At 72.6% G+C, this 19,523-nt stretch carries 18 protein-coding genes and 2 tRNA genes; 8 read left to right on the top strand and 12 right to left on the bottom strand.

The genetic code is table 11. The annotated features are described in order from the left end of the window. Nucleotides 1–80: 80 nt before the first annotated feature. The 5 genes from ACFW2G_RS07085 to ACFW2G_RS07065 form a co-directional block, all read right to left on the bottom strand. Entirely contained in the window at nt 81–992 is a 912-nt protein-coding gene (locus tag ACFW2G_RS07085; protein WP_384580515.1) for an MBL fold metallo-hydrolase, read from the bottom strand. 131 nt (nt 993–1,123) lie between these two features. Continuing rightward, complete coding sequence (locus ACFW2G_RS07080) at nt 1,124–1,420, bottom strand: hypothetical protein (RefSeq protein ID WP_037925727.1); 297 nt, start codon at nt 1,418–1,420, stop codon at nt 1,124–1,126. A gap of 83 nt (nt 1,421–1,503) precedes the next feature. Continuing rightward, on the bottom strand, nt 1,504–1,806 hold the full coding sequence (locus ACFW2G_RS07075; protein WP_236647776.1) for a DUF202 domain-containing protein: 303 nt from the start codon (nt 1,804–1,806) through the stop codon (nt 1,504–1,506). A gap of 11 nt (nt 1,807–1,817) precedes the next feature. Beyond that, nucleotides 1,818–2,216 (bottom strand): YidH family protein, encoded by a 399-nt coding sequence (locus ACFW2G_RS07070; protein WP_030963723.1) that lies wholly within the window; start codon nt 2,214–2,216, stop codon nt 1,818–1,820. A 9-nt stretch (nt 2,217–2,225) separates the two neighbouring features. Next, entirely contained in the window at nt 2,226–2,747 is a 522-nt protein-coding gene (locus ACFW2G_RS07065) for an NUDIX domain-containing protein (protein WP_037926448.1), read from the bottom strand. 84 nt (nt 2,748–2,831) lie between these two features. Here ACFW2G_RS07065 and ACFW2G_RS07060 point away from each other — a divergent pair, with 84 nt between their 5' ends. Beyond that, nucleotides 2,832–4,487 carry an FAD-binding dehydrogenase gene (locus ACFW2G_RS07060; RefSeq protein ID WP_384446984.1) on the top strand — a complete coding sequence of 552 codons (1,656 nt, stop codon included), beginning with the start codon at nt 2,832–2,834 and terminating at the stop codon, nt 4,485–4,487. A gap of 87 nt (nt 4,488–4,574) precedes the next feature. Here the strand turns inward: ACFW2G_RS07060 and ACFW2G_RS07055 are convergent, their stop codons facing one another. After that, nucleotides 4,575–5,000 carry an ASCH domain-containing protein gene (locus ACFW2G_RS07055; protein WP_037925736.1) on the bottom strand — a complete coding sequence of 142 codons (426 nt, stop codon included), beginning with the start codon at nt 4,998–5,000 and terminating at the stop codon, nt 4,575–4,577. A gap of 360 nt (nt 5,001–5,360) precedes the next feature. Here ACFW2G_RS07055 and ACFW2G_RS07050 point away from each other — a divergent pair, with 360 nt between their 5' ends. The 3 genes from ACFW2G_RS07050 to ACFW2G_RS07040 all read left to right on the top strand — a co-directional run bounded on the left by ACFW2G_RS07050 (nt 5,361) and on the right by ACFW2G_RS07040 (nt 9,595). After that, on the top strand, nt 5,361–6,308 hold the full coding sequence (locus tag ACFW2G_RS07050) for a hypothetical protein (protein ID WP_384446986.1): 948 nt from the start codon (nt 5,361–5,363) through the stop codon (nt 6,306–6,308). A 93-nt stretch (nt 6,309–6,401) separates the two neighbouring features. After that, the gene (locus tag ACFW2G_RS07045) at nt 6,402–7,946 is read left to right on the top strand and encodes an APC family permease (RefSeq protein ID WP_037925738.1); all 1,545 of its coding nucleotides are present in this window, start codon (nt 6,402–6,404) and stop codon (nt 7,944–7,946) included. Nucleotides 7,947–8,155: 209 nt separating this feature from the next. Beyond that, nucleotides 8,156–9,595, top strand: a complete 1,440-nt coding sequence (locus tag ACFW2G_RS07040; RefSeq protein WP_037925740.1) for an amino acid permease — start codon at nt 8,156–8,158, stop codon at nt 9,593–9,595. A gap of 181 nt (nt 9,596–9,776) precedes the next feature. Here ACFW2G_RS07040 and ACFW2G_RS07035 read toward each other — a convergent pair. The 3 genes from ACFW2G_RS07035 to ACFW2G_RS07025 all read right to left on the bottom strand — a co-directional run bounded on the left by ACFW2G_RS07035 (nt 9,777) and on the right by ACFW2G_RS07025 (nt 12,336). Continuing rightward, a tRNA-Leu gene (locus ACFW2G_RS07035) sits at nt 9,777–9,861 on the bottom strand. Between the two features lie 709 nt (nt 9,862–10,570). Then, nucleotides 10,571–11,773, bottom strand: coding sequence for a hypothetical protein (locus ACFW2G_RS07030; RefSeq protein ID WP_384580512.1), 1,203 nt, complete (start codon nt 11,771–11,773; stop codon nt 10,571–10,573). Between the two features lie 475 nt (nt 11,774–12,248). After that, nucleotides 12,249–12,336: transfer RNA gene (locus tag ACFW2G_RS07025), tRNA-Leu, on the bottom strand. Nucleotides 12,337–12,508: 172 nt separating this feature from the next. Between ACFW2G_RS07025 and ACFW2G_RS07020 the strand changes: the two genes are divergently transcribed. From ACFW2G_RS07020 to ACFW2G_RS07010, 3 genes are all read left to right on the top strand, one after another. Beyond that, entirely contained in the window at nt 12,509–13,834 is a 1,326-nt protein-coding gene (locus ACFW2G_RS07020; protein ID WP_037925745.1) for a M20/M25/M40 family metallo-hydrolase, read from the top strand. A 131-nt stretch (nt 13,835–13,965) separates the two neighbouring features. Then, nucleotides 13,966–14,199: a chaplin ChpH gene (chpH, locus tag ACFW2G_RS07015; protein WP_037925746.1), complete on the top strand. Its 234-nt coding sequence runs from the start codon at nt 13,966–13,968 to the stop codon at nt 14,197–14,199. Nucleotides 14,200–14,363: 164 nt separating this feature from the next. Further along, complete coding sequence (locus ACFW2G_RS07010) at nt 14,364–15,098, top strand: chaplin family protein (protein ID WP_384580510.1); 735 nt, start codon at nt 14,364–14,366, stop codon at nt 15,096–15,098. A 40-nt stretch (nt 15,099–15,138) separates the two neighbouring features. On the opposite strand, the gene ACFW2G_RS07005 is transcribed toward ACFW2G_RS07010, so the two are convergent. After that, on the bottom strand, nt 15,139–15,327 hold the full coding sequence (locus ACFW2G_RS07005) for a DUF5703 family protein (RefSeq protein WP_030037337.1): 189 nt from the start codon (nt 15,325–15,327) through the stop codon (nt 15,139–15,141). A 47-nt stretch (nt 15,328–15,374) separates the two neighbouring features. Here ACFW2G_RS07005 and ACFW2G_RS07000 point away from each other — a divergent pair, with 47 nt between their 5' ends. Then, complete coding sequence (locus ACFW2G_RS07000) at nt 15,375–16,037, top strand: hypothetical protein (protein WP_384446994.1); 663 nt, start codon at nt 15,375–15,377, stop codon at nt 16,035–16,037. Nucleotides 16,038–16,108: 71 nt separating this feature from the next. Here the strand turns inward: ACFW2G_RS07000 and ACFW2G_RS06995 are convergent, their stop codons facing one another. Both ACFW2G_RS06995 and ACFW2G_RS06990 read right to left on the bottom strand, forming a co-directional pair. Next, entirely contained in the window at nt 16,109–18,454 is a 2,346-nt protein-coding gene (locus ACFW2G_RS06995) for an ATP-binding domain-containing protein (RefSeq protein WP_384580508.1), read from the bottom strand. After that, the gene (locus ACFW2G_RS06990) at nt 18,451–19,434 is read right to left on the bottom strand and encodes an aldo/keto reductase (RefSeq protein WP_384446998.1); all 984 of its coding nucleotides are present in this window, start codon (nt 19,432–19,434) and stop codon (nt 18,451–18,453) included. Before ACFW2G_RS06990 ends, ACFW2G_RS06995 begins: the two co-directional genes overlap by 4 nt. Nucleotides 19,435–19,523 lie beyond the last annotated feature (89 nt).

Raw genomic sequence — 19,523 nt, 5'->3', positions numbered from 1 at the left:
AGGCAATCATGCCGACCAGTCGGTATGCCGTCCAGTGGGCGGGCCGGAGGATCGACTCCGGCCCGCCGGACTCGCCGGACTCACGCGTGGCACAGGATCGGCGTACCGCCGTTCATCACCGTCATGTCCGCGAGCACCGCCGGTATGTCCAGCGGCGCACCCTCCGGCTCCCCGGCCAGCTCCGCGTAGGCCCGGTGCACGTTGGCCACCAGCCGCTCGCTCTCCCGCCAGGCCGCGAACTCGCCGAGGTCGGCCTGCCGGGCCACCTCCAGCGGGGTCAGCCCCCTGGCCCGCCCCTCCCGGGAGACTTCGGCCACGTACCGCAGGTAGCGCTCGGTGGAGTCGTAGGCCGACGGGTCCGTCAGCGGTCCGTGGCCCGGTACGACGGTCTCCGCGTCCAGTGACCGCAGCAGCTCCAGGGCCCCCAGGGAGCCGGCGAGCGAGCCCATCGCAAGGAACGGCGTGCCCCCGGCGAAGACCAGGTCCCCGGTGAAGACCACCCGGTGCTCGGGCACCCACACGACCGAGTCCCCGGTGGTGTGCGCGACCCCCGGGTGGACGACCCGCACCTCGGTCGAGCCCACGTGCACGGTCGCCCGGTCGCTGTAGGTCAGGTCGGGGGCGGTGATGTCTATCGCCCCGAAGTCCGTCGCCGGCCAGATCATCTCCAGCTGGTGGCCCGCGGCGAGCTGCTCGGCCCGAGCGGCGTCGTGCCCGAGGATCAGCGCCCCGGGGGTGAAGACGCAGTTGCCGTAGGTGTGGTCGCCGTGGTGGTGGGTGTTCACCACCGTCCGCGGGAGCGGCACCCCGGCCGCCGCGATCGCGTCACGCAGCGCCAGTGCGCGCCGCTCGGTGGCGGCGGTGTCGATGAGCAGGGTCCGGCCGCCGTCGCTGACGAAGCCGGCGTTGTTCAGGCACCATCCTCCGTCGGGCTGGACGTAGGCGTACACCCCCGGTGCGGGCTGGACGAGGTACGGGTCGTCGACGGGCATCTGCGCTCTCCCCGGGTCGCTTTGACGGACGGTCGGCATCCTGTCAGTCGTCGCCGCACGGGGGGAGGGCGGGTGCCGCCACCGGTCACCCCTGGTGGGCCGGGAGAGCGGGTCGGTGACGGCCTCGCAGATCAGTGGTCGTCGTAGTGCCCGTCGTGTGCGGCGTGGCGGTGTCCGTCGTGCAGGTAGTCGACGTGGTCGCCGTGCTGGACCGTGTCGTGCCCGCAGCCCGTGCCGTGGGTGTGGGCGTGGCCCTCGTGCGCGGTGTGCCCGGTCGGCTCGCACTCGTCCCAGTGCCCCGAGTGCTCCCGGTGCAGGTGGCCGTCGTGCGCGTAGTCGACGTGGTCGCCGTGCGGGACCGCCCGGTGGCCGCAGTCCGCGCCGTGGGCGTGCTGGTGCGTGGGGTGTTCGTGGTGGAGGGTCGTCATGGCGCCGAGACTAGTGCGAATGGTCGGCTATCACCTGTTGTGTCCCGCTTGATCGGGGGAAGTGTGATGATGGGGCCGACGGCTCAGAGGATGACCGCCACCGCAAACGCCGCCAGCGCCACCGTGCACGCCACCACGGACAGCGCCGACCCGGGGTCCAGCACCCGCGGCCGGCCGGTGGCCAAGGCCCGGATCCTGCGGTGCGCCACCCACAGGAACGCCAGCCAGACCAACACGATCAACGCGGCCCCGGCCAGTTCCGACGGCGACCCCGGCCCGCGCAGCGCCTGCCGCAGGGCCAGCACCGCCACCACCGAGGACGCCAGCGTCGTGCGCCGCCACGCCAGCCGGGTCCGCTCGGGCTGGAGCCCGGCGTCGCGATCCACCCCCGGGACGCTCACCGCCCGGACGTCCAGCCCAGCAGCACGACCACCACCATCGCCACCGCGACCAGCCCCACGCCCAGGCTCAGCACCACCGGGAACCGCGACAGCGGCAGGTCCTCGTGCCGCCGCATCGCCCGCTCGCAGCGCACCCAGTGGTTCACCGCCCGCAGCGCGCAGGCCGCGCCGACCGCGAGGAGCGCGAAGGCCATGCCCACCCGCACCCCCCAGCGCAGGTCGGGCAGGAACTGGTCGACGGCGAAACCGCCGCCGACCAGCGCCAGGGCGGTCCGGATCCAGGCGAGGAACGTGCGCTCGTTGGCCAGCGAGAAGCGGTAGTCGGGGGTGTCGCCCTCATCCTTCAGCCGCGACGGTGCGAACCACAGGCGTACGTCCTTGACGAAGTCGATCACCGGATCAATCTACTGGCGGGAGCCGCGATACGCCCGCAGCCGCCGGTAGGCCTCCAACCCGTCCGGCACCCAGGGCCACTGCCCGCTCCCGATCCGCCGGTCCAGCTCCTCCCGCGTCAGGAAGGAGTGCCAGGCCACCTCCGAGCCCTGCGGGGCCACCGGCAGCTCGCACCGCACCTCGTGCACGGACGACCACCAAGCCCCGCCCGGGCCCTCGTACAGGAACCTGAACAGCGGTTCCGGCTGTGCCAGCCCCCGCACCCCGAGCTCCTCCTCGGCCTCCCGCAGCGCGGCCTCGGCGTAGCTCTCGCCGGCGCCCACCACCCCGCCCACGAACATGTCGTAGTGCGAGGGGAAGACGAGCTTCGACGCGGTCCGCCGGTGCACGAAGATCCGCTCCTCCGCGTCCCTGGCCAGCACGAACACACAGCGGTGGATCAGGCCGCGGGCGTACACCTCGCCCCGCGGGGCCTGCCCGAGGACCCGGTCGTCCCGGTCCACCACGTCCAGTACTTCATCAGCGGCACTCACGGGCCCATCCAACCACCGCTGTTGACTGGTTACCGCTCCGTAGCAAAGGATCTGCCCCACCATCGACGGAGGACGGGTGTCCGCATGACGTACGACGCAGACGTGATCGTGATCGGAGCCGGGCTCGCGGGCCTGGTGGCCACCGCCGAGCTCGTCGACGCGGGCCGCAAGGTGGTCCTGCTCGACCAGGAGCCGGAACAGTCCATCGGGGGCCAGGCGCACTGGTCCTTCGGCGGGATGTTCCTCGTGGACTCGCCCGAGCAGCGCCGGATGCGGATCAGGGACAGTCGGGACCTCGCCCTCCAGGACTGGCTCGGCACCGCCGGGTTCGACCGCGAGGAGGACGCCTGGCCGCGCCGCTGGGCCGAGGCCTACGTCGACTTCGCGGCCGGGGAGAAGCGCCGCTGGCTGCACGCGCGCGGAGTCCGCTTCTTCCCCGTCGTCGGCTGGGCCGAGCGCGGCGGCTACGACGCGGACGGCCACGGCAACTCCGTCCCGCGCTTCCACATCACCTGGGGCACCGGGCCCGGGCTGGTGGAGCCGTTCGAGCGGCGGGTCCGGGAGGGTGTGGCCCGCGGCCTGGTCCGGCTGGCGTTCCGCCACCGGGTGACCGGTCTGGCCGCCACCGCCGGCGCCCTGGACACCGTGACCGGGGAGATCCTCGAACCCTCCGACGCCGCGCGAGGCACCGCCAGCAGCCGCGAGGCCGCCGGAACCTTCTCCCTGCGGGCCCAGGCCGTGATCGTCACCAGCGGCGGCATCGGCGGCAACCACGACCTCGTGCGCGCGCAGTGGCCTGCCCGGCTCGGCACTCCGCCCGCACGGATGCTCTCCGGCGTACCCGCGCACGTCGACGGCCTCATGCTGGGGATCGCGGAGGCGGCGGGCGCCAGCCACATCAACAAGGACCGGATGTGGCACTACACCGAGGGCATCCGGAACTGGGACCCGATCTGGGCCCGGCACGGGATCCGCATCCTCCCCGGCCCGTCCCCTCTCTGGCTGGACGCCACGGGCAGACGGCTGCCCGTACCGCTCTTCCCGGGCTTCGACACCCTCGGCACGCTCGACCACATCATGCGGACGGGCCACGACCACACCTGGTTCGTGCTCAACGAGCGCATCATCGGGAAGGAGTTCGCCCTCTCCGGCTCCGAGCAGAACCCCGACCTCACCGGCCGGTCGGTGCGCGGCGTCATCACCCGCGCGCGCCAGGCCGTACCCGGCCCGGTCAGGGCCTTCATGGAGCACGGCGCCGACTTCGTCGTCGAACGCGACCTGTCCGCCCTGGTGCGCGGCATGAACGCGGTCACCGGGGAGGACCTCCTCGACGAGGCCGCCGTGCGGCGCGCGATCACGGCCCGCGACCGGGAGGTCGCCAACCCCTTCACCAAGGACCTCCAGGTGACGGCGATCCGCGGGGCCCGCCGGTACCTCGGCGACAAACTGATCCGCACCGCCGCCCCGCACCGGATCCTCGACCCGAAGGCCGGCCCGCTGATCGCGGTACGGCTCTCCATCCTGACCCGCAAGTCCCTGGGCGGCCTGGAGACCGACCTCTCCTCGCGGGTCCTGACCGGGACGGGCGAGCCGCTCCCCGGCCTCTACGCCGCGGGCGAGGCGGCCGGCTTCGGCGGCGGCGGGGTGCACGGCTACCGGGCCCTGGAGGGCACCTTCCTCGGCGGGTGCGTCTTCTCGGGCCGTGCCGCGGGCCGGGCCGCGGCACGGGCGGTGGGCTGAGGGCGGCTCCCGCGCGGGAGGGCTGCCGAGGCCGACTCCCACCGCCGTGCTCGGCAGCCGCGCCAGACAACTCGTGTGCCGGGAGCGTCAGGGCAGCCGTTCGGCGACCCGGAACCGTTCCGCGACCACGAGGGTGTCGTCGTCGACCGTGAACCCCGGGTCGCCGATCACCGTGCGCACCGGCTCGCTGTGCCAGAACTCCTCGTGCGCCGTACGCCATTCGGCCACCGACGTATACCCCTCTCCCTCGTCGAGAGCGTGCCCCATCCCCACATCGGCGAGCCGCAGCACCTCCACGGCCGTCACCTCCACCACCGCCACCCCGCGCCCGCCGGAGTCGACCAGCAGCGACCGCGCGCCGGGCCGCGGTAGCGGCTCCCGTTCCGCCTCGTACTCCGCCAGCAGGCCGGTGGTGCTGGTCTTCGCCCCGCTCAGCACGGCCGCGACCAACTGGTCGCGCAACGGGCCGGGGAACCCGAGCAGGTACGGGGGAAGATCGTCATATGCCGTCATACGGCCACCCTAGGGTGCCTGCCGTCGCCGGCCGGAACGAATATCGTCCGCCCAACTGGCACGATCACCACAGCAGTTGAAACCCGCCACGCACTGGACCGGACCTTGACTCGGAGCTGCGCGTAACGGTTTGCTGTGCGTGATCACCGGAGTGCTCAACGGAGTTCCGACGAAATTCCGCCCGCGCGCCGGAGACTCCGAGCAACACCACCGCAGTCCTCCGGAGCCCCACGCGGCTCCACCGGCACGACCCCCCGACCTCACCGGTCGGCCGCCCCGACCGTGCGTGCCCCCTGCGCGCGGGGGAGGCCCCGCCGCCCCGACCCCCGTCCGCCCGCGTCCTGGAGGGAAATCCCGCGGATGTCCCCGCCTCCGCCGCCCCTCGGCCGCACCCGCAAGCGGGACGCGCAGCTCTTCGACCCGGCCCTCTGCGATGCCGAACTCATCGACGTACGTTCCCAGTTCACTCAGGGGCGGTGGGCCAGGGTCCGTTCCCTCCTCGTCGGCACCGGCGACGACTGGGACCGCAGGGGCCACCGCGTCGTCGTCCTCGCCCAGACCCCGGCGGCCACCGCATGGGCCCGCGAGTGGCTGCTCGCCGAACCGGACAGCGCCGACGCCGCCACCCTCCTCGCCTGCGCCGCCGTCTTCACCGCCCTGCGCCACAAGGGCACCCCGGCCGAGGCCGAGGAAGCCTGCCGCCGTGCCGCCGCGCTGCTTCCCGACGACCCCACCCCCTGGCTCGGGCTGCTCCTGCTCTCCCGGGCCTTCGGCAGCGAGGAGGAGTTCAGCCGCCACTTCGACCAGGTCCGGGCCCGTCACCCCGAGCACCACCACGCCCACCACCTGATGGTGGCGAAGCTGGCCGAACGCACCCTCGCGCCCGGCCAGGACCCGCTCCACGAGGTCTACGACTTCGCCGCCTGGGCCGCCGAGGAGTCCCCGGCGGACTCCCCGCTGGCCGTGCTCCCCGTCGTCGCGCACGCCGAGCGCTACCGGGTGCTCGCCGCCGGCCGCGGCCACACGGCCGAATCGGCCGCCGCACACTGGGAGGGCCGCCGCGCCCGCCAGGTGCTGCGCTCGGCCTTCGACTGGTGGCTGGAGTGGGAGCGCGATGACCACCCCCGCAACCGGGTCGACCTCAACTTCCTCGCCCACGCCAAACTCTGCGAAGGCCGCCCGGCCGAGGCCGCCGCGCTCTTCCACCGCATCGGCAGCCATGCCACCCGAGCCCCCTGGTCCTATCCCGACCGCGACCCCCACAAGGCCTTCCTCGCAGCGCGCAACGTGGCGCTCGGCACCGCCTGACCCGTCACGGTCCCCCGCGGCCCCGGCCCGGCCCGGCCGTCCGCCTCCCCCCACCCGCCCCCGAAAGAACCGCGCCCCCGAAAGGACGCCGCCATGCCGACGGGCAGATCCACCACGCTCCAGGAACCGGCCGAGATACGCACGTACAAGGGCCAGGACCGCGCACTGCGCGCCGACCGCCTCGGCACGGCCGGCCTGCTGCTCTCCGTACTCGCCGCGAGTGCCCCCCTGATGGTCGTCGCGGGTGTCATGCCCACGACTTTCGGTCTGATGGGCGTGGTCGGCCAGCCCCTGCTCTTCGTGATCCTGGGCCTCGTCCTTGCGCTGTTCAGCGTCGGTTACGCCGAGATGAGCCGCCACGTCCACAACGCCGGCGCCTTCTACGCCTACATCGCCCGCGGCCTGGGCCCCACCGCCGGTGCCGCCGCCTCGCTCGTCGCCCTCGTCGCGTACAGCGCCATGCAGGTCGGCGTCTACGGCATCCTCGGCTTCGAGATCTCCGGCCTCTTCGCGACCTACCTGGACATCGAGCTCGCGTGGTGGATCCCGGCCCTGCTCGCGGTCGCCGTCACCGGCGCCCTCGGCTGGCTCAAGATCGACCTCAATGCCAAGGTCCTCGGCGTCCTCCTCCTGATCGAGTGCGCCCTCGTCGTCATCTTCGACGCCGCCGCCCTCGCCGAGCCGGGGCCCGAAGGGCTCTCGCTCCACGCGTTCAATCCCGAGACCCTCAGCGGGCCCGGCCTCGGCACCGCCCTGTGCTTCTGCATCGCCGCCTTCGTCGGGTTCGAGCAGTCCCCGGTGTACGCCGAGGAGACCAGCCGGCCGCACATCGTCGTCTCCCGCGTGATGTTCCTCGCGGTCGGCTTCGTCGCCCTCTTCTTCGCCTTCAGCGCCTGGGCCCTCACCGTCGCCACCGGCCCCCGCGAGGTCGTCGGGACCGCGGCCGAAGCCGGCCCCGGCCTGCTCTTCCAGCTCACCGAGGCGCGGCTCGGCACCGCCTTCACCGACGTCCTGCACGTCCTCTTCGTGACCGGCATGTTCGCCGCCATGCTCAGCTTCCACAACGTCGTCGCCCGCTACGCCTTCGCCATGGGCCGCGAGGGCCTCCTCCCCGCAGCCTTCGGCCGTACCAACGCGGGCACCGGTGCGCCCGCCACCGGCTCGCTCCTGCAGACCGGCATCGCGACCCTGGTCGTCCTCGCCTTCGCGGTCACCGACGACCTCCCGGCCGGCGACCCCACCGCACCCGTCCTGCACCTGTTCACCTGGATGGGCAGTGTCGGGGCCCTCGGTGTGACGCTCCTCATGGCCGCCGCCTCCGTCGCCGTGATCGCCTTCTTCGTCCGCCGCGGCACCGCGGGCGCCCAGGTCTGGCGGCTCGTCGCGGCCGCCGGCGCCGGCCTCGCCCTGCTCGCCATCGCCGTCTACACCGTCAAGGACTTCGGCGTCCTGGTCGGCGCCGAGGAGGGCTCGGCGCTCAGCTGGGTCCTGCCGGGCATCATCGGGGCCGCCGTCGTGGTCGGCCTGCTGTACGGGGTCCTCCTGCGCCGCAGCCGCCCCGAGGTCCACGCCCGGATCGGCCTCGGCAACGAAGCCTTCCGCCTCGACCAGGCGGCTGAGGGCACACCCGGCGACTGACCTCTCTTTCCAACCTCCACGAAGCCCCTGGCGCCCGTTTCCAAGGTCGTCGGGGGCTTCCGCATGCAGGGGGTGATTTTGGCGGCGGGCCCGGCCTCGTGGTCTCCTATGGCGATCAAATCACCCGGAAGCCACCACAGGGGACACCACCCAGCTCCCCTGCGAGGCCGTCCGGGCTGCCTGTCCCACCCACGAAGGCGACGTCATACATGACCGACCGCACCATGACCGAGGCACCCGCCCCGGCGTCCTCCCGCCATGTCGACGCCGGTGACGAGGGGTACAGCAAGGACCTCAAGTCCCGCCACATCAACATGATCGCGATCGGCGGAGCGATAGGCACCGGCCTGTTCCTCGGCGCCGGCGGCCGCCTCGCCGGTGCCGGCCCCTCCCTCGCGATCGCTTACGCGGTGTGCGGCGTCTTCGCCTTCTTCGTGGTCCGCGCCCTCGGCGAGCTCGTCCTCTACCGGCCCTCCTCGGGCGCCTTCGTCTCCTACGCCCGTGAGTTCATGGGCGAGAAGGGCGCCTACACCGCCGGCTGGCTGTACTTCCTGAACTGGTCCACCACCACCGTGGCCGACATCACGGCCGCCGCCGTGTTCGCCCACTACTGGTCCGCGTTCACCGACGTCCCCCAGTGGGTCCTCGCATTCATCGCGCTCGCCATCGTCCTCACCGCCAACCTGATCTCGGTGAAGTACTTCGGCGAGATGGAGTTCTGGTTCTCCATCGTCAAGGTCAGCGCCCTGGTGATCTTCATGCTGGTGGCCATCTACCTGGTCGCCACCAGCCACCCGATCGACGGCCACACCCCCGGCCTCACGACGATCACCGACAGCGGGGGCCTCTTCCCCTCCGGCGTGCTGCCGATGCTCCTGGTGGTCCAGGGCGTCGTCTTCGCGTACGCCTCCGTCGAGCTGTGCGGCGTCGCCGCGGGCGAGACCGAGAACCCGGAGAAGATCATGCCGAAGGCGATCAACTCCATCATGTGGCGCGTCGGCGTCTTCTACGTCGGCTCGGTCGTGCTGCTGGCCCTGCTGCTCCCGTACACCGCCTACTCCGCCGACCAGTCCCCGTTCGTCACCGTCTTCGACAAGCTCGGCATCCCGGGCACCGCCGGCATCATGAACCTGGTTGTCCTCACCGCGGCCCTCTCCTCGCTGAACTCGGGCCTGTACTCCACCGGCCGCATCCTGCGCTCGATGGCCCTGTCCGGCTCGGCCCCGAAGTTCACCGGCGTCATGAACAAGGGCAAGGTCCCCTACGGCGGTGTCCTGTTCACCGCCGCCTTCGGCGTCGCGGGCGTCGGCCTGAACTACTGGATGCCAGGCGAGGCCTTCGAAATCGTCCTCAACCTCGCCTCCATCGGCATCCTGGGCACCTGGGGCATGGTCATGCTCTGTTCGCTCTTCTTCTGGCGGCGCTCGCAGAACGGTCTGGTCTCCCGCCCGTCGTACCGCCTGCCCTGGGCCCCCTACACCCAGGTCGTGACCCTGCTCTTCCTCGCCACGGTCCTGGTGCTGATGTGGAGCGACGGCGGCGTCGGCCGCACCACGGTCATGCTCGTCCCGGCCATCGCTGCTGCTCTGGTGGGCGGCTGGTTCCTGGTCCGCGGCCGAGTGGCCGCACTGGCCGCCGGCCGGGACTGACCCCTCCTGAGGCACCCGGGGCCCTCGTGCCGGCCACCGCCGGTACGAGGGCCCGTTGCGCTCCGCACGCCCCCGGGCGGCGGCCGGCCGGGGCGGCGCCACCGGACCGGCCCGTCCGGCGCGGGGTCCAGGACGCACGAGAGGCCGGCCGGGATTTCTCCCGACCGGCCTCTCGCTGTTGTGTCCGAGGGGGGACTTGAACCCCCACGCCCGATAAAGGGCACTAGCACCTCAAGCTAGCGCGTCTGCCATTCCGCCACCCGGACCGGGTGTGTGCCGTCCGCCTTCACGGGGCGTTGCGACGAGCGAAACACTACCAAACATTCCGGGCCCGCCGCCGCGCACCCGGTGCGGCCGTCGGCCGTGCCCGTGAACGAAGAAGGACCCCGCTGAAGCGGGGTCCTTCCGTCGGTGTCCGAGGGGCGGCTCGAACTCTCCACTCGGGCACCAGCCCCTTTGCCTTCTGACCTGGGGAAACGTGCCCCCCCCGAGGTCACTTCATCGTGGCTGCGGTCGGGCACGGTTACCTGGCACTTCTGCCTGTTCCCGCCTGGTGGTGGTCATGCGTCGGTCACGTGGCCAACCCTCGGGCCCGAGCCCTCCAGGCGGCCGAGAACCGCCCCACAAGGGCCCTGTGAACGATCATTGGCCCTGACGCTCAGACGCCGCCGCAACGAAGCTCGTGCACGTTGGCGTGAGCCGCGACGCCGGAGGCAGTCGTGGGGCTACGGTTCATCGGGATTGACCCAAACGCGGGGCAGCGGGTTCCCCCACCGTATGAATGGACGAGGACAAGGGGGAGCTGGTGTTTCAGCGCTGCGGCGGAGCTGAACGCGGCGAGCCTCGACCCCGCGCTTCGACCTCTGCGCCTGACCTTTCAGCACCACCTGACTGACGGCGCCGCCCAACGGGCGCGCCGAGGTCCGCCGGCAGCTCCACCGCCCGGCCCGGCACTGCTGGGCGGGTGCTGGTGCCTCAGTTGTTGCACCCAGCGACGGTGTTGGCCGGGGCGCAGTTGTTCGGCGTGTTGTTGGAGAAGCGGCTTCCGACTGCGGTGACCGTGGACGTCGTGTAGATGCCACCGCCGTCGGTGGCGGAATTGCCTCTGACGGTGACGCCGACGAGCGTGGCGGTGTCCCCACCGTCGTAGTGGAGGCCTCCGCCGGTCCCTGCGGAGGTGTTGTCGCGAAGCGACCCGCCGGACATCCTGAGCGGCCCCGTGGTGTACATGCCTGCGCCGAGGCTGGTCGCCTCGTTGCGGGCGATGGTCACACCCGAGAGCCGGACCTGGGAGCCCGGGGCCCCGACGGCCAATCCCCCACCGATGCGTCCGGTGTTGTCGGTGATGGAGCCTCCGATGGCGTCGATCGTGTTACCGGGCGCACCGATGGCGAGCCCCCCGCCCAAACCTGGCGAGGTGTTGCCCTTGATCGTGACGGAGCGCAGGACGATCTCCTGATCGGGGCCACCGGTACCGACCCCACCGGCGTAGTTGCTTGCACTGTTGTCCCGCACGGTGCCGGAGTTCGCGACCAACTTGCTGCCGAGGCCGCCGAGGAGCACGCCGCCGCCGAAGCCGGCGGAGTTGTTCCGCACCGCGCTGGAGTTGAGGGTGAGGAGAGGGCCGATGCTTGCGATACCGCCACCGTAGGTGCCAAAACTGTCGCGCACGGTACTGGAGTTGAGGGTGAGCGTGCCGTTGTTCAGCACGCCGCCCCCGAGCTCGCCGGGGAGATGGCCATTGGCCAGGGTGACGCCGGTGAGACTGAGGCTGGCCCCGGTCCCGACCTCCATGACGCGGAAGTTCGTCGCCGCGCTGCTGCTGCGGGCGATGGTCGAGCGGGAGCCCGCGACCTTGATGTTCCCCGTGACCGGGGTGAGCCCGGTGTTACCGCCGAAGGCACTGTCCAGGGTGTAGGTGCAGCCCGGCGCCAGGGCGATGGTGAAGGCGCTGGATACGGCGTTGCCCTGGACGATGGCGGCATTCAGTGCGGAAACGTTCCCGCAAGGGACGTACGCTGCGGCCTGGGCAGGGCTCGCCAGGGCTACGGGCAGGGCCATGACGCCCATGGCGGCCAGTACGGCCACGCAGCCCCGCAGCGCTCGGCGCGGGGGATGCGCCCCGGAGCCCGGCTCGCCCAGGGTGGCGGGCGGCCTCGACAGCATGGATGGGGACACAACGACTCCTGGATGACCGGGCTGCCCCCGTGGCATGGTCATCGCTCGGCGCGTGACCGCGAGGACAGCGGACGTACATCCGGCGGGATAGCCGGTGCCGACGCCCCCGTAACGTTTCGATGTGCGGTCTGCGCTCCGATGCCCCGGGGATTCCCCATATCGGCGTATCGGCGTATCGGTGGCAGCGAGGTCGGCGAGGCAGGGCCGTCATGGGCAGACGTGGACGGGGCTCACGGCCCGTTCCCGCCCGCACGGCGCACGACGCCCACGCGCGGAGCACTACACCATGGCCCACTACGGGCATCCGCGTAGGGGCGGAGCAAGGACGGAGCGCGGAAGCTCGCGCCCTCCGGTGTGGACCGACACACGGCCCGTCTTGCATGGTCTGACCAGGGGCTCGCTGGGCCATGGGGCACGTGGTCGGTCACGCCGCCGCCCGGAAAGCAGAAAACCCCACGTGAAGTGGGGTCTCAGCTGGTGTCCGAGGGGGGACTTGAACCCCCACGCCCGATAAAGGGCACTAGCACCTCAAGCTAGCGCGTCTGCCATTCCGCCACCCGGACCGGGTGTGTGCCGTCCGGCCCTCGCGGGCCGTTCCGACAGGGGAAACAGTACCAAACGGCGGGGGGTCCTCGACCGCACCCCCCGACGGCCGGGGAGCGCCCTTGGGGAGAGCGGCCCGGGGCGGGAGGATGGGAATGTTCGGTACTGCGTGGATCAGTGGGAGGAAGCAGCGTGAGCCAGGCGAGCGCGGGCAAGACCGTCTCCGGCGAGGACGAGGTCGTCGACCTCTGTCGGGACCTCATCCGGATCGACACCAGCAACTACGGAGACCACTCGGGCCCCGGGGAGCGCAAGGCGGCGGAGTGGGTCGCCGAAAAGCTCGCTGAGGTCGGGCTGGAGCCGCAGATCTTCGAATCGCACAAGGGGCGCGCCTCGACGGTGGCGCGGATCGAGGGGGAGGACCCCTCGCGACCCGCGCTGCTGATCCACGGGCACACCGACGTGGTTCCGGCGAACGCCGCGGACTGGACGTACGACCCGTTCTCGGGCGAGATCGCCGACGGCTGCGTGTGGGGCCGCGGCGCAGTCGACATGAAGGACATGGATGCGATGACGCTGGCCGTCGTCCGCGACCGGATGCGCAGCGGCCGTAAGCCCCCGCGGGACATCGTGCTGGCCTTCCTCGCCGACGAGGAGGCGGGCGGCATCTACGGGGCGCGGCACCTCGTCGACCAGCATCCGGGCCTCTTCGAGGGCGTCACGGAGGCGATCGGCGAGGTCGGGGGCTTCTCCTTCACGGTGAACGAGAACCTCCGGCTCTACCTCGTGGAGACCGCCCAGAAGGGCATGCACTGGATGCGCCTGACGGTGGAGGGCACCGCGGGCCACGGCTCCATGACCAACAACGACAACGCCATCACGGAACTGTGCGAGGCCGTGGGCCGGCTCGGCCGCCACCAGTGGCCGGTGCGCGTGACCAAGACCGTACGGTCCTTCCTGGACGAGCTCTCCGACGCGCTCGGCACCCCCCTGGACCCGGACGACATGGACGCCACGCTCGCCAAGCTCGGCGGCATCGCCAAGATGGTGGGCGCGACCCTGCGCAATTCGGCGGCACCGACGATGCTCGGCGCCGGCTACAAGGTCAACGTCATCCCCGGCCAGGCCACGGCCCACGTCGACGGCCGCTTCCTGCCGGGCTACGAGGAGGAGTTCTTCGCCGACCTGGACCGCATCCTCGGCCCCCGCGTGAAGCGGGAGGACGTGCACGGCGACAGGGCGCTGGAGACGGACTTCGACGGCCGGCTGGTGGACGCGATGCAGGGCGCCCTGAAGGCGGAGGACCCGATCGCCCGGGCGGTGCCGTACATGCTCTCGGGCGGCACGGACGCCAAGTCCTTCGACGACCTCGGCATCCGCTGCTTCGGCTTCGCGCCGCTGCAGCTGCCCCCGGAGCTGGACTTCGCCGGCATGTTCCACGGTGTGGACGAGCGGGTTCCGGTGGAAGGTCTGAAGTTCGGGGTGCGCGTGCTCGACCGGTTCATCGACAACGCCTGAGATTCGAGAAGGTGTGCGCATTCCACTGGGAAGAGTGAATGCACTCATACGCTCGTAGCCCTGGTGATCCCTCCTCGTTACAGGTGGTGCGGTCCGCGGCTGGGACCGCACTTTGCCTACTAGGAGGAACAATGCTCAAGAAGGTTGTCGCCGCTGCGGCTGCCACCGGTGGTCTGGTTCTCGCGGGTGCGGGTATGGCCGTCGCCGACGCGGGTGCCCAGGGTGCGGCCATCGGCTCCCCGGGTGTCCTGTCCGGCAACGTCGTCCAGGTCCCGGTTCACGTCCCGGTCAACGTCTGCGGCAACACCGTGTCCGTCATCGGCCTGCTGAACCCGGCCTTCGGCAACACCTGCGTCAACGCCTGACGCGTCTGAAGTCTTCGGCCCCGGAACGCAATCCAGCGCTCCGGGGCCACCGGGCTTTTACGGTCCGGAACCAGAACCACTCATCGGCGTACCAGGCGGGGGAGCCTGGACGGTCGGGCCCTGCGGGCCCCGACCGACACGTACACACCAGGGGACGAGTACAGATGCGACGACCGGCACAGGTCACCAGGAAGACCCTGATCACCATCGCTGCCGCGGGGGGTGTCCTCGCACTGGGCGGGGGTTACGCACACGCGGACTCCGGGGCTGCGGGGCATGCGAAGAACTCTCCGGGCCTGCTGTCCGGGAACGCTGTCCAGGCGCCCGTTGACGCACCGGTGAACGCCTGCGGGAACACGGTGACCGTGGTGGGAGGCCTCAACCCGGCCTTCGGGAACCACTGCGCCAACGGCTCGGGCCACGGCAGGCCGGGCCACCCCGGTCACCCGGGCCACCCCGGTCACCCCGGGAATCCCGGCCACCCCGGTCACCCGGGTGATGGCGACGAACCGTGCGACGACCACCCGGGAACCCCCGGCAACCCCGGTACCCCGGAGAACCCCGGTACCCCGGAGAACCCCGGTACCCCGGAGAACCCGGGAACCCCCGGCACCCCGGAGAACCCCGGTACCCCGGGCAACCCCGGAACTCCTGAGAACCCGGGAACCCCCGGTATCCCGGAGAACCCGGGCAACCCCGGTACCCCGGAGAACCCGGGCAACCCCGGAACCGGTTCCGTCACCCCCGTCACGCACCCCGGCACGGGTACCGGCACCGGGGTGACCCCCGGCCTCGCCGCCACCGGATCCGGTGACGTGCTGACCGCGGGCCTCCCGATCGCGGGTGGCCTGCTGCTGGCCGGCACCGTGCTCTACCGGCGTTCCCGGAACGCCGCCTGACGGTCGCTCACCACGCGGGCCCCGCCCCCGGGGCCCGCGTTCACCAGGTGGCGCGGACCTGACGGATGATCCGGCGGCGCAGTCGCACGCGGCGGCTGCCGTCCCGGTGCAGGCTCAGCCGGTCGATCTCCCAGTTCCCGTACTCGGCATGGTCGGTCAGCAGGCGGGTGGCTTCCTTGCGAGGAACCCCGCGGGGCACGTACACGTCGACAAATTCGTATTCCGGCATCGCATCTATTGTGCGGGCAGAGCCCCGCTACGGATAGCGTCTGCTCTATGTCTGATGCCGCTCTGCCCACTGTTGCCGAGGTCCGCGCCGCCGCCGAGGCGGTCAAGGCCGCGCTCGACCGCCACCTCGCCGCGGTCGAGCGCAGGATCGGGGACGAGGATCCGGACGTCTACGCCGCCTTCAACGAACTCGCCGCCGCCGCCGAGGAGTACGACGAACTCCTCTACGACCGCTACGACGAGGTCACGCCCTTCGAGATCCCGACGCCCGAGGACGGCGTCCCGTACACCGGCCCCGCCGAACCCGCCGCCTTCAGCGTGCTCATCCGCCGCGACTACGCCGTCGTCGAACCGGCGCGCATGATCGCCCAGGCCGAGCGCGTCGCCGCGCACGACCGGGACGCCGACTTCGTCCGCGACGGCGGCACCGCCGACGCCCTCGGTGTGATCTTCGGGGAGTACGAACCGGACGAGATCGCCTCCCGCTCCAAGGACTTCGGGTTGGAGGAGGGCGACTCCACGCTCTGGATCGCCGCCTCGGAGGACATGGCGGAACCGGGGGAGTGGCTGGGCTCGCCCTTCGGGCACATCGACCCGCAGGACGTCCTGCACCGGTTCGACGTCAGCTCCGTCTTCGACGAGGAGGCGGACGGGTTCGACGACGCCGAAGGCGAGGGCGAGACCGCCCGGCCCGGCCTGGCTCCCGCCTGACCTCCGGGACCGCGCTCCGGGCGCGGGCCGACACCGTGTCCTCCCGCCCCGGGGCGGGAGGACACGGCCGACTACTGCTCCGCGTGCTCGCCCGCCGCTGCGAGGGCCTTCAGCAGACCCGCCAGCCGCGTCGTGCGCGGCTTGGGCAGCACCTCGGCGACCGCGCGCGGCAGTGCCTGGTCGACGCCGTGCACCACCGACAGGTGCCGCTCGGCCCGACCGAACGCCGTGTAGACCCAGTCCCGCGACAGCGCCTGCGCCGCGTCACCCGGCAGCACCACGACCACGGCGGGCCAGCGCGCGCCGACCGCCTGATGTGCCGTCACCGCCCAGCCGTGCCGCACCTGGGACTCGACGAGCTCCTTGGGTACCACGATCGGCGCGCCCGCACGGTCCAGGTGCAGCCCCTGGGCGTCGGCCGACACCACACGGGCCGGGAGGGCCCGGCCGGCGGACGGCACGTGGACCACGCGGTCGCCGGGGTCGAAGCCGCCGAACCGGCCCGGGCCGGGATTGAGGCGCTCCTTGAGCGCGGCGTTCAACGCCCGGGTCCCGGCGGAGCCGCCGTGCCCGGGAACGATCACCTGGACGCCGTCCGCCGGGATCCCGAAGGCCCGCGGCACCGACTCGGCCACGAGCTGCACCGCGCGGTGCACTGCCTCCCCGGCGTCCCGCACCGGGACGATGACGACCTCCTTGCCAGGCGTCTCCACCTGGTTCAGCTCCCCGATCCCCACCCCGGAGACGAGCTCTCCGAGGGGACCCGGATCCGGCGTGCGGGAGACCAGCTGCGGGCAGGTACGTGCAGCCAGCAGATCGGCGAACACCCGCCCCGCCCCCGCGGAGCCGAGCACTCCGGGGTCTCCGGACAGGACCAGCCGGGCTCCGTCCGGAACGCCCTCGACCAGCGCGGCCGCCGCCTCCACGTCCAGCTGCGGCGCGTCCAGCACGACCAGCAGGTCCACCGGGAACTGCCCGTCCGCGTCCCGTCCGGGCCCCTCCAGGCCGGACAGCAGGCCGGCCACGGTCACCGAGTCCGGGCCGCCGGGCGCGTGCGCGGCCACGCAGACCCGCAGACCCAGCCCGCGGGCCGCCGCGGCCAGCGCGAGGGGCTCGGCCCGGGCCGCCTCACCACCCGTGTGGGTGACCAGGGCGTGGCCCGCGACCGCGCGGATCAGCTCGCCGGAAGACCGGTCCGGCGCCGCCGCGGCGGCCTGCTCCCAGTCCGCCGGGCCGCCGAAGGTGCCGGACAGCCGGGCCAGGCCGTCGGCCAGGCTCTCCTCGGCCATCGCGGCACCCTCCAGGCCCACGAGGATCCGTACCGGCTGCTCCTCGCCCTCCTCCGCCGGCGGGCCGAGGGGCTCGTGGAAAACCAGCACCGAGGCCTCCGCGACGGCCCGCTCCAGCGCCTCGGCCGGGTCCGGCACGCCGTACTGGGCCAGAGCCTTCTCCAGGACCGGGGCCTCCAGCGCGGTGTGCCCCTTCAGGCCCGCCTGCTCCAGCAGCCAGCCCACCAGGACCCCCGTGCGGCGCTCGTCCCCGGGACCGGCCCCGTCGCCCAGCAGCGTGCGGGCGAAGCCGTCGGCCTGCGCCGGCCGTACGGCGGGGACCGCCAGCAGCCGCCACGGGTTCTCCGCGAGCTCCTGCGCCGCCGCGTCGCCCAGGGCTGCCGCCACGGGGGCGGCCAGCGACTCGGGAGCGCCACCGCGGGCCAGGACCGCGCGCACCGCCTCGACTACGTCGGCGGCGGGTACGGAGGCCGGCGCCGGCGCCGGAGCGGCCGGGCGCGGGGACGGGGGCACCGGGGCCGCCTTGCGGGGTGCGCTCGGCGCCTCGTCGAAGTACGCGGGGGCGGGCTTCTCGCCGCTCTCCACGGCCCGTACGGCGGCCAGCAGGTCGGCGGCCTTCCCGCTGAGCTTCGCGCCGGCCTCTACGGGGCGCTCCCGCTCGGCCTTGCGCCGGGCGATGCGCTCCCGCTCGATCTTCTGCGCGGCCAGTTCCGCCTGGGCCTCGCTGAGCCCGCCGCCCGCGGCGGGCTCAGCGGTGTCGTCGGCCGTCGCGGGCGCCTCCGGCCCGGGGGACGAGGTGGGCCCCGCGGGGCTTTCCCCCACCCCGTCGCTGCCCGCCCCCGGGGGCTCCGCCGCCGGGCCACCGCCACCGGCCGGGCCGTCCGCCGGCGGCTTCGCCCCCTTGCCGTCCTCGCCGTGCGGTGCGGCAGTCCCGGCCGGTTCGTCCGAGCCGGCGCGGGCTTCGTCCGTACCGGCCTCGTCCGTACCGGCCTCGTCCGTACCGGCCTCGTCCGTACCGGCCTCGTCCGTACCGGCTTCGTCCGTTCCGGTCTCGCCCTGCGGTGCGGCGGGGCCGGCCGGGTCGTCCGCGGCAGCGGTGGCGGGATCGGCCTGACGGTCCGTACTCACAGCGTGCTCCAGTCCTGATCGGGATAGCGGTGCTCCGGCGCCGACACGTCGTCCAGCGCCCGGCGGATCTCCTCCGGAAGACTAAGCGCCTCCACCGACAGAGCCGCCGCGAGCTGCGCCGACGTGCGCGCGCCGATGATCGGCGCGACCACCCCCGGCCGGTCCCGGACCCATGCCAGGGCCACCTGGAGCGGGGTCACGGCCAGACCCTGCGCCGCCGTCACCACCGCGTCCACGATCCGGCCCGCCGCATCGTCCAGGTACGGCTCCACCAGCGCGGCCAGGGACGGCGAGGCGCCCCGGGAGTCGGCCGGCGTACCGTCCCGGTACTTGCCCGTCAGCACTCCGCGGCCCAGCGGGGAGGAGGGCAGCAGGCCGACCCCCAGGTCCAGGGCCGCGGGCAGTACCTCCCGCTCGATCCCGCGCTGCAGCAGGGAGTACTCCATCTGCGTCGCGGCGATCCGGGTGCGCACCCCGGGCGCCGCGAGCTGCCAGGTCGCCGCCTTCGCCAACTGCCAGCCGCAGAAGCCGGCCACTCCCGCGTACCGGGCCCGGCCGCTGCTCACCGCCAGGTCCAGGGCTTGCAGGGTCTCCTCCAGCGGTGTCGCCGGATCGAAGGCGTGCACCTGCCACAGGTCGACGTAGTCGGTGCCCAGCCGGTCCAGCGAATCGTCCAAGGCGGCGAGCAGACGGCCCCGCGAGCCGTCGAAGCGCCGGTCCGGGTCCGGCACGCTGCCCGCCTTGGTCGCGATCACCAGGTCCCGGCGCGGGACGAGCCCGCCCACCAGCCGCCCGAGGAGGTACTCGGCCTCCCCGCCGCCGTACACGTCGGCGGTGTCGACCAGGGTGCCGCCCGCCTCCCAGAAGGTCTTCACCTGTTCGGCGGCGGCTTCCTCGCCGGTGTCGCGGCCCCAGGTGAGGGTGCCGAGGCCGATCCGGGAGACGCGCAGTCCGGTGCGGCCGAGATGCCTCTGCTCCATGAGCGCTGAGACTACTGGGGCGCTGACGTGGAGCACTCGGGCGCGCTACAGTCCCCGCACATCAACGTTACTGATCGGTACACCGGTAA

This window comes from Streptomyces sp. NPDC058880, from assembly GCF_042742535.1.
Lineage (GTDB): Bacteria > Actinomycetota > Actinomycetes > Streptomycetales > Streptomycetaceae > Streptomyces.
This window is presented reverse-complemented; position numbering and strand designations above follow the sequence as displayed.

What these genes read in the sequence shown, in the direction of transcription:
- ACFW2G_RS07085 (WP_384580515.1), bottom strand. Translation starts at nt 992, where the DNA reads ATGCCCGTCGACGACCCGTACCTCGTCCAGCCCGCACCGGGGGTGTAC.
- ACFW2G_RS07080 (WP_037925727.1), bottom strand. Translation starts at nt 1,420, where the DNA reads ATGACGACCCTCCACCACGAACACCCCACGCACCAGCACGCCCACGGC.
- ACFW2G_RS07060 (WP_384446984.1), top strand. Translation starts at nt 2,832, where the DNA reads ATGACGTACGACGCAGACGTGATCGTGATCGGAGCCGGGCTCGCGGGC.
- ACFW2G_RS07055 (WP_037925736.1), bottom strand. Translation starts at nt 5,000, where the DNA reads ATGACGGCATATGACGATCTTCCCCCGTACCTGCTCGGGTTCCCCGGC.
- ACFW2G_RS07050 (WP_384446986.1), top strand. Translation starts at nt 5,361, where the DNA reads ATGTCCCCGCCTCCGCCGCCCCTCGGCCGCACCCGCAAGCGGGACGCG.
- ACFW2G_RS07045 (WP_037925738.1), top strand. Translation starts at nt 6,402, where the DNA reads ATGCCGACGGGCAGATCCACCACGCTCCAGGAACCGGCCGAGATACGC.
- ACFW2G_RS07040 (WP_037925740.1), top strand. Translation starts at nt 8,156, where the DNA reads ATGACCGACCGCACCATGACCGAGGCACCCGCCCCGGCGTCCTCCCGC.
- chpH (WP_037925746.1), top strand. Translation starts at nt 13,966, where the DNA reads ATGCTCAAGAAGGTTGTCGCCGCTGCGGCTGCCACCGGTGGTCTGGTT.
- ACFW2G_RS07010 (WP_384580510.1), top strand. Translation starts at nt 14,364, where the DNA reads ATGCGACGACCGGCACAGGTCACCAGGAAGACCCTGATCACCATCGCT.
- ACFW2G_RS07005 (WP_030037337.1), bottom strand. Translation starts at nt 15,327, where the DNA reads ATGCCGGAATACGAATTTGTCGACGTGTACGTGCCCCGCGGGGTTCCT.
- ACFW2G_RS07000 (WP_384446994.1), top strand. Translation starts at nt 15,375, where the DNA reads ATGTCTGATGCCGCTCTGCCCACTGTTGCCGAGGTCCGCGCCGCCGCC.
- ACFW2G_RS06990 (WP_384446998.1), bottom strand. Translation starts at nt 19,434, where the DNA reads ATGGAGCAGAGGCATCTCGGCCGCACCGGACTGCGCGTCTCCCGGATC.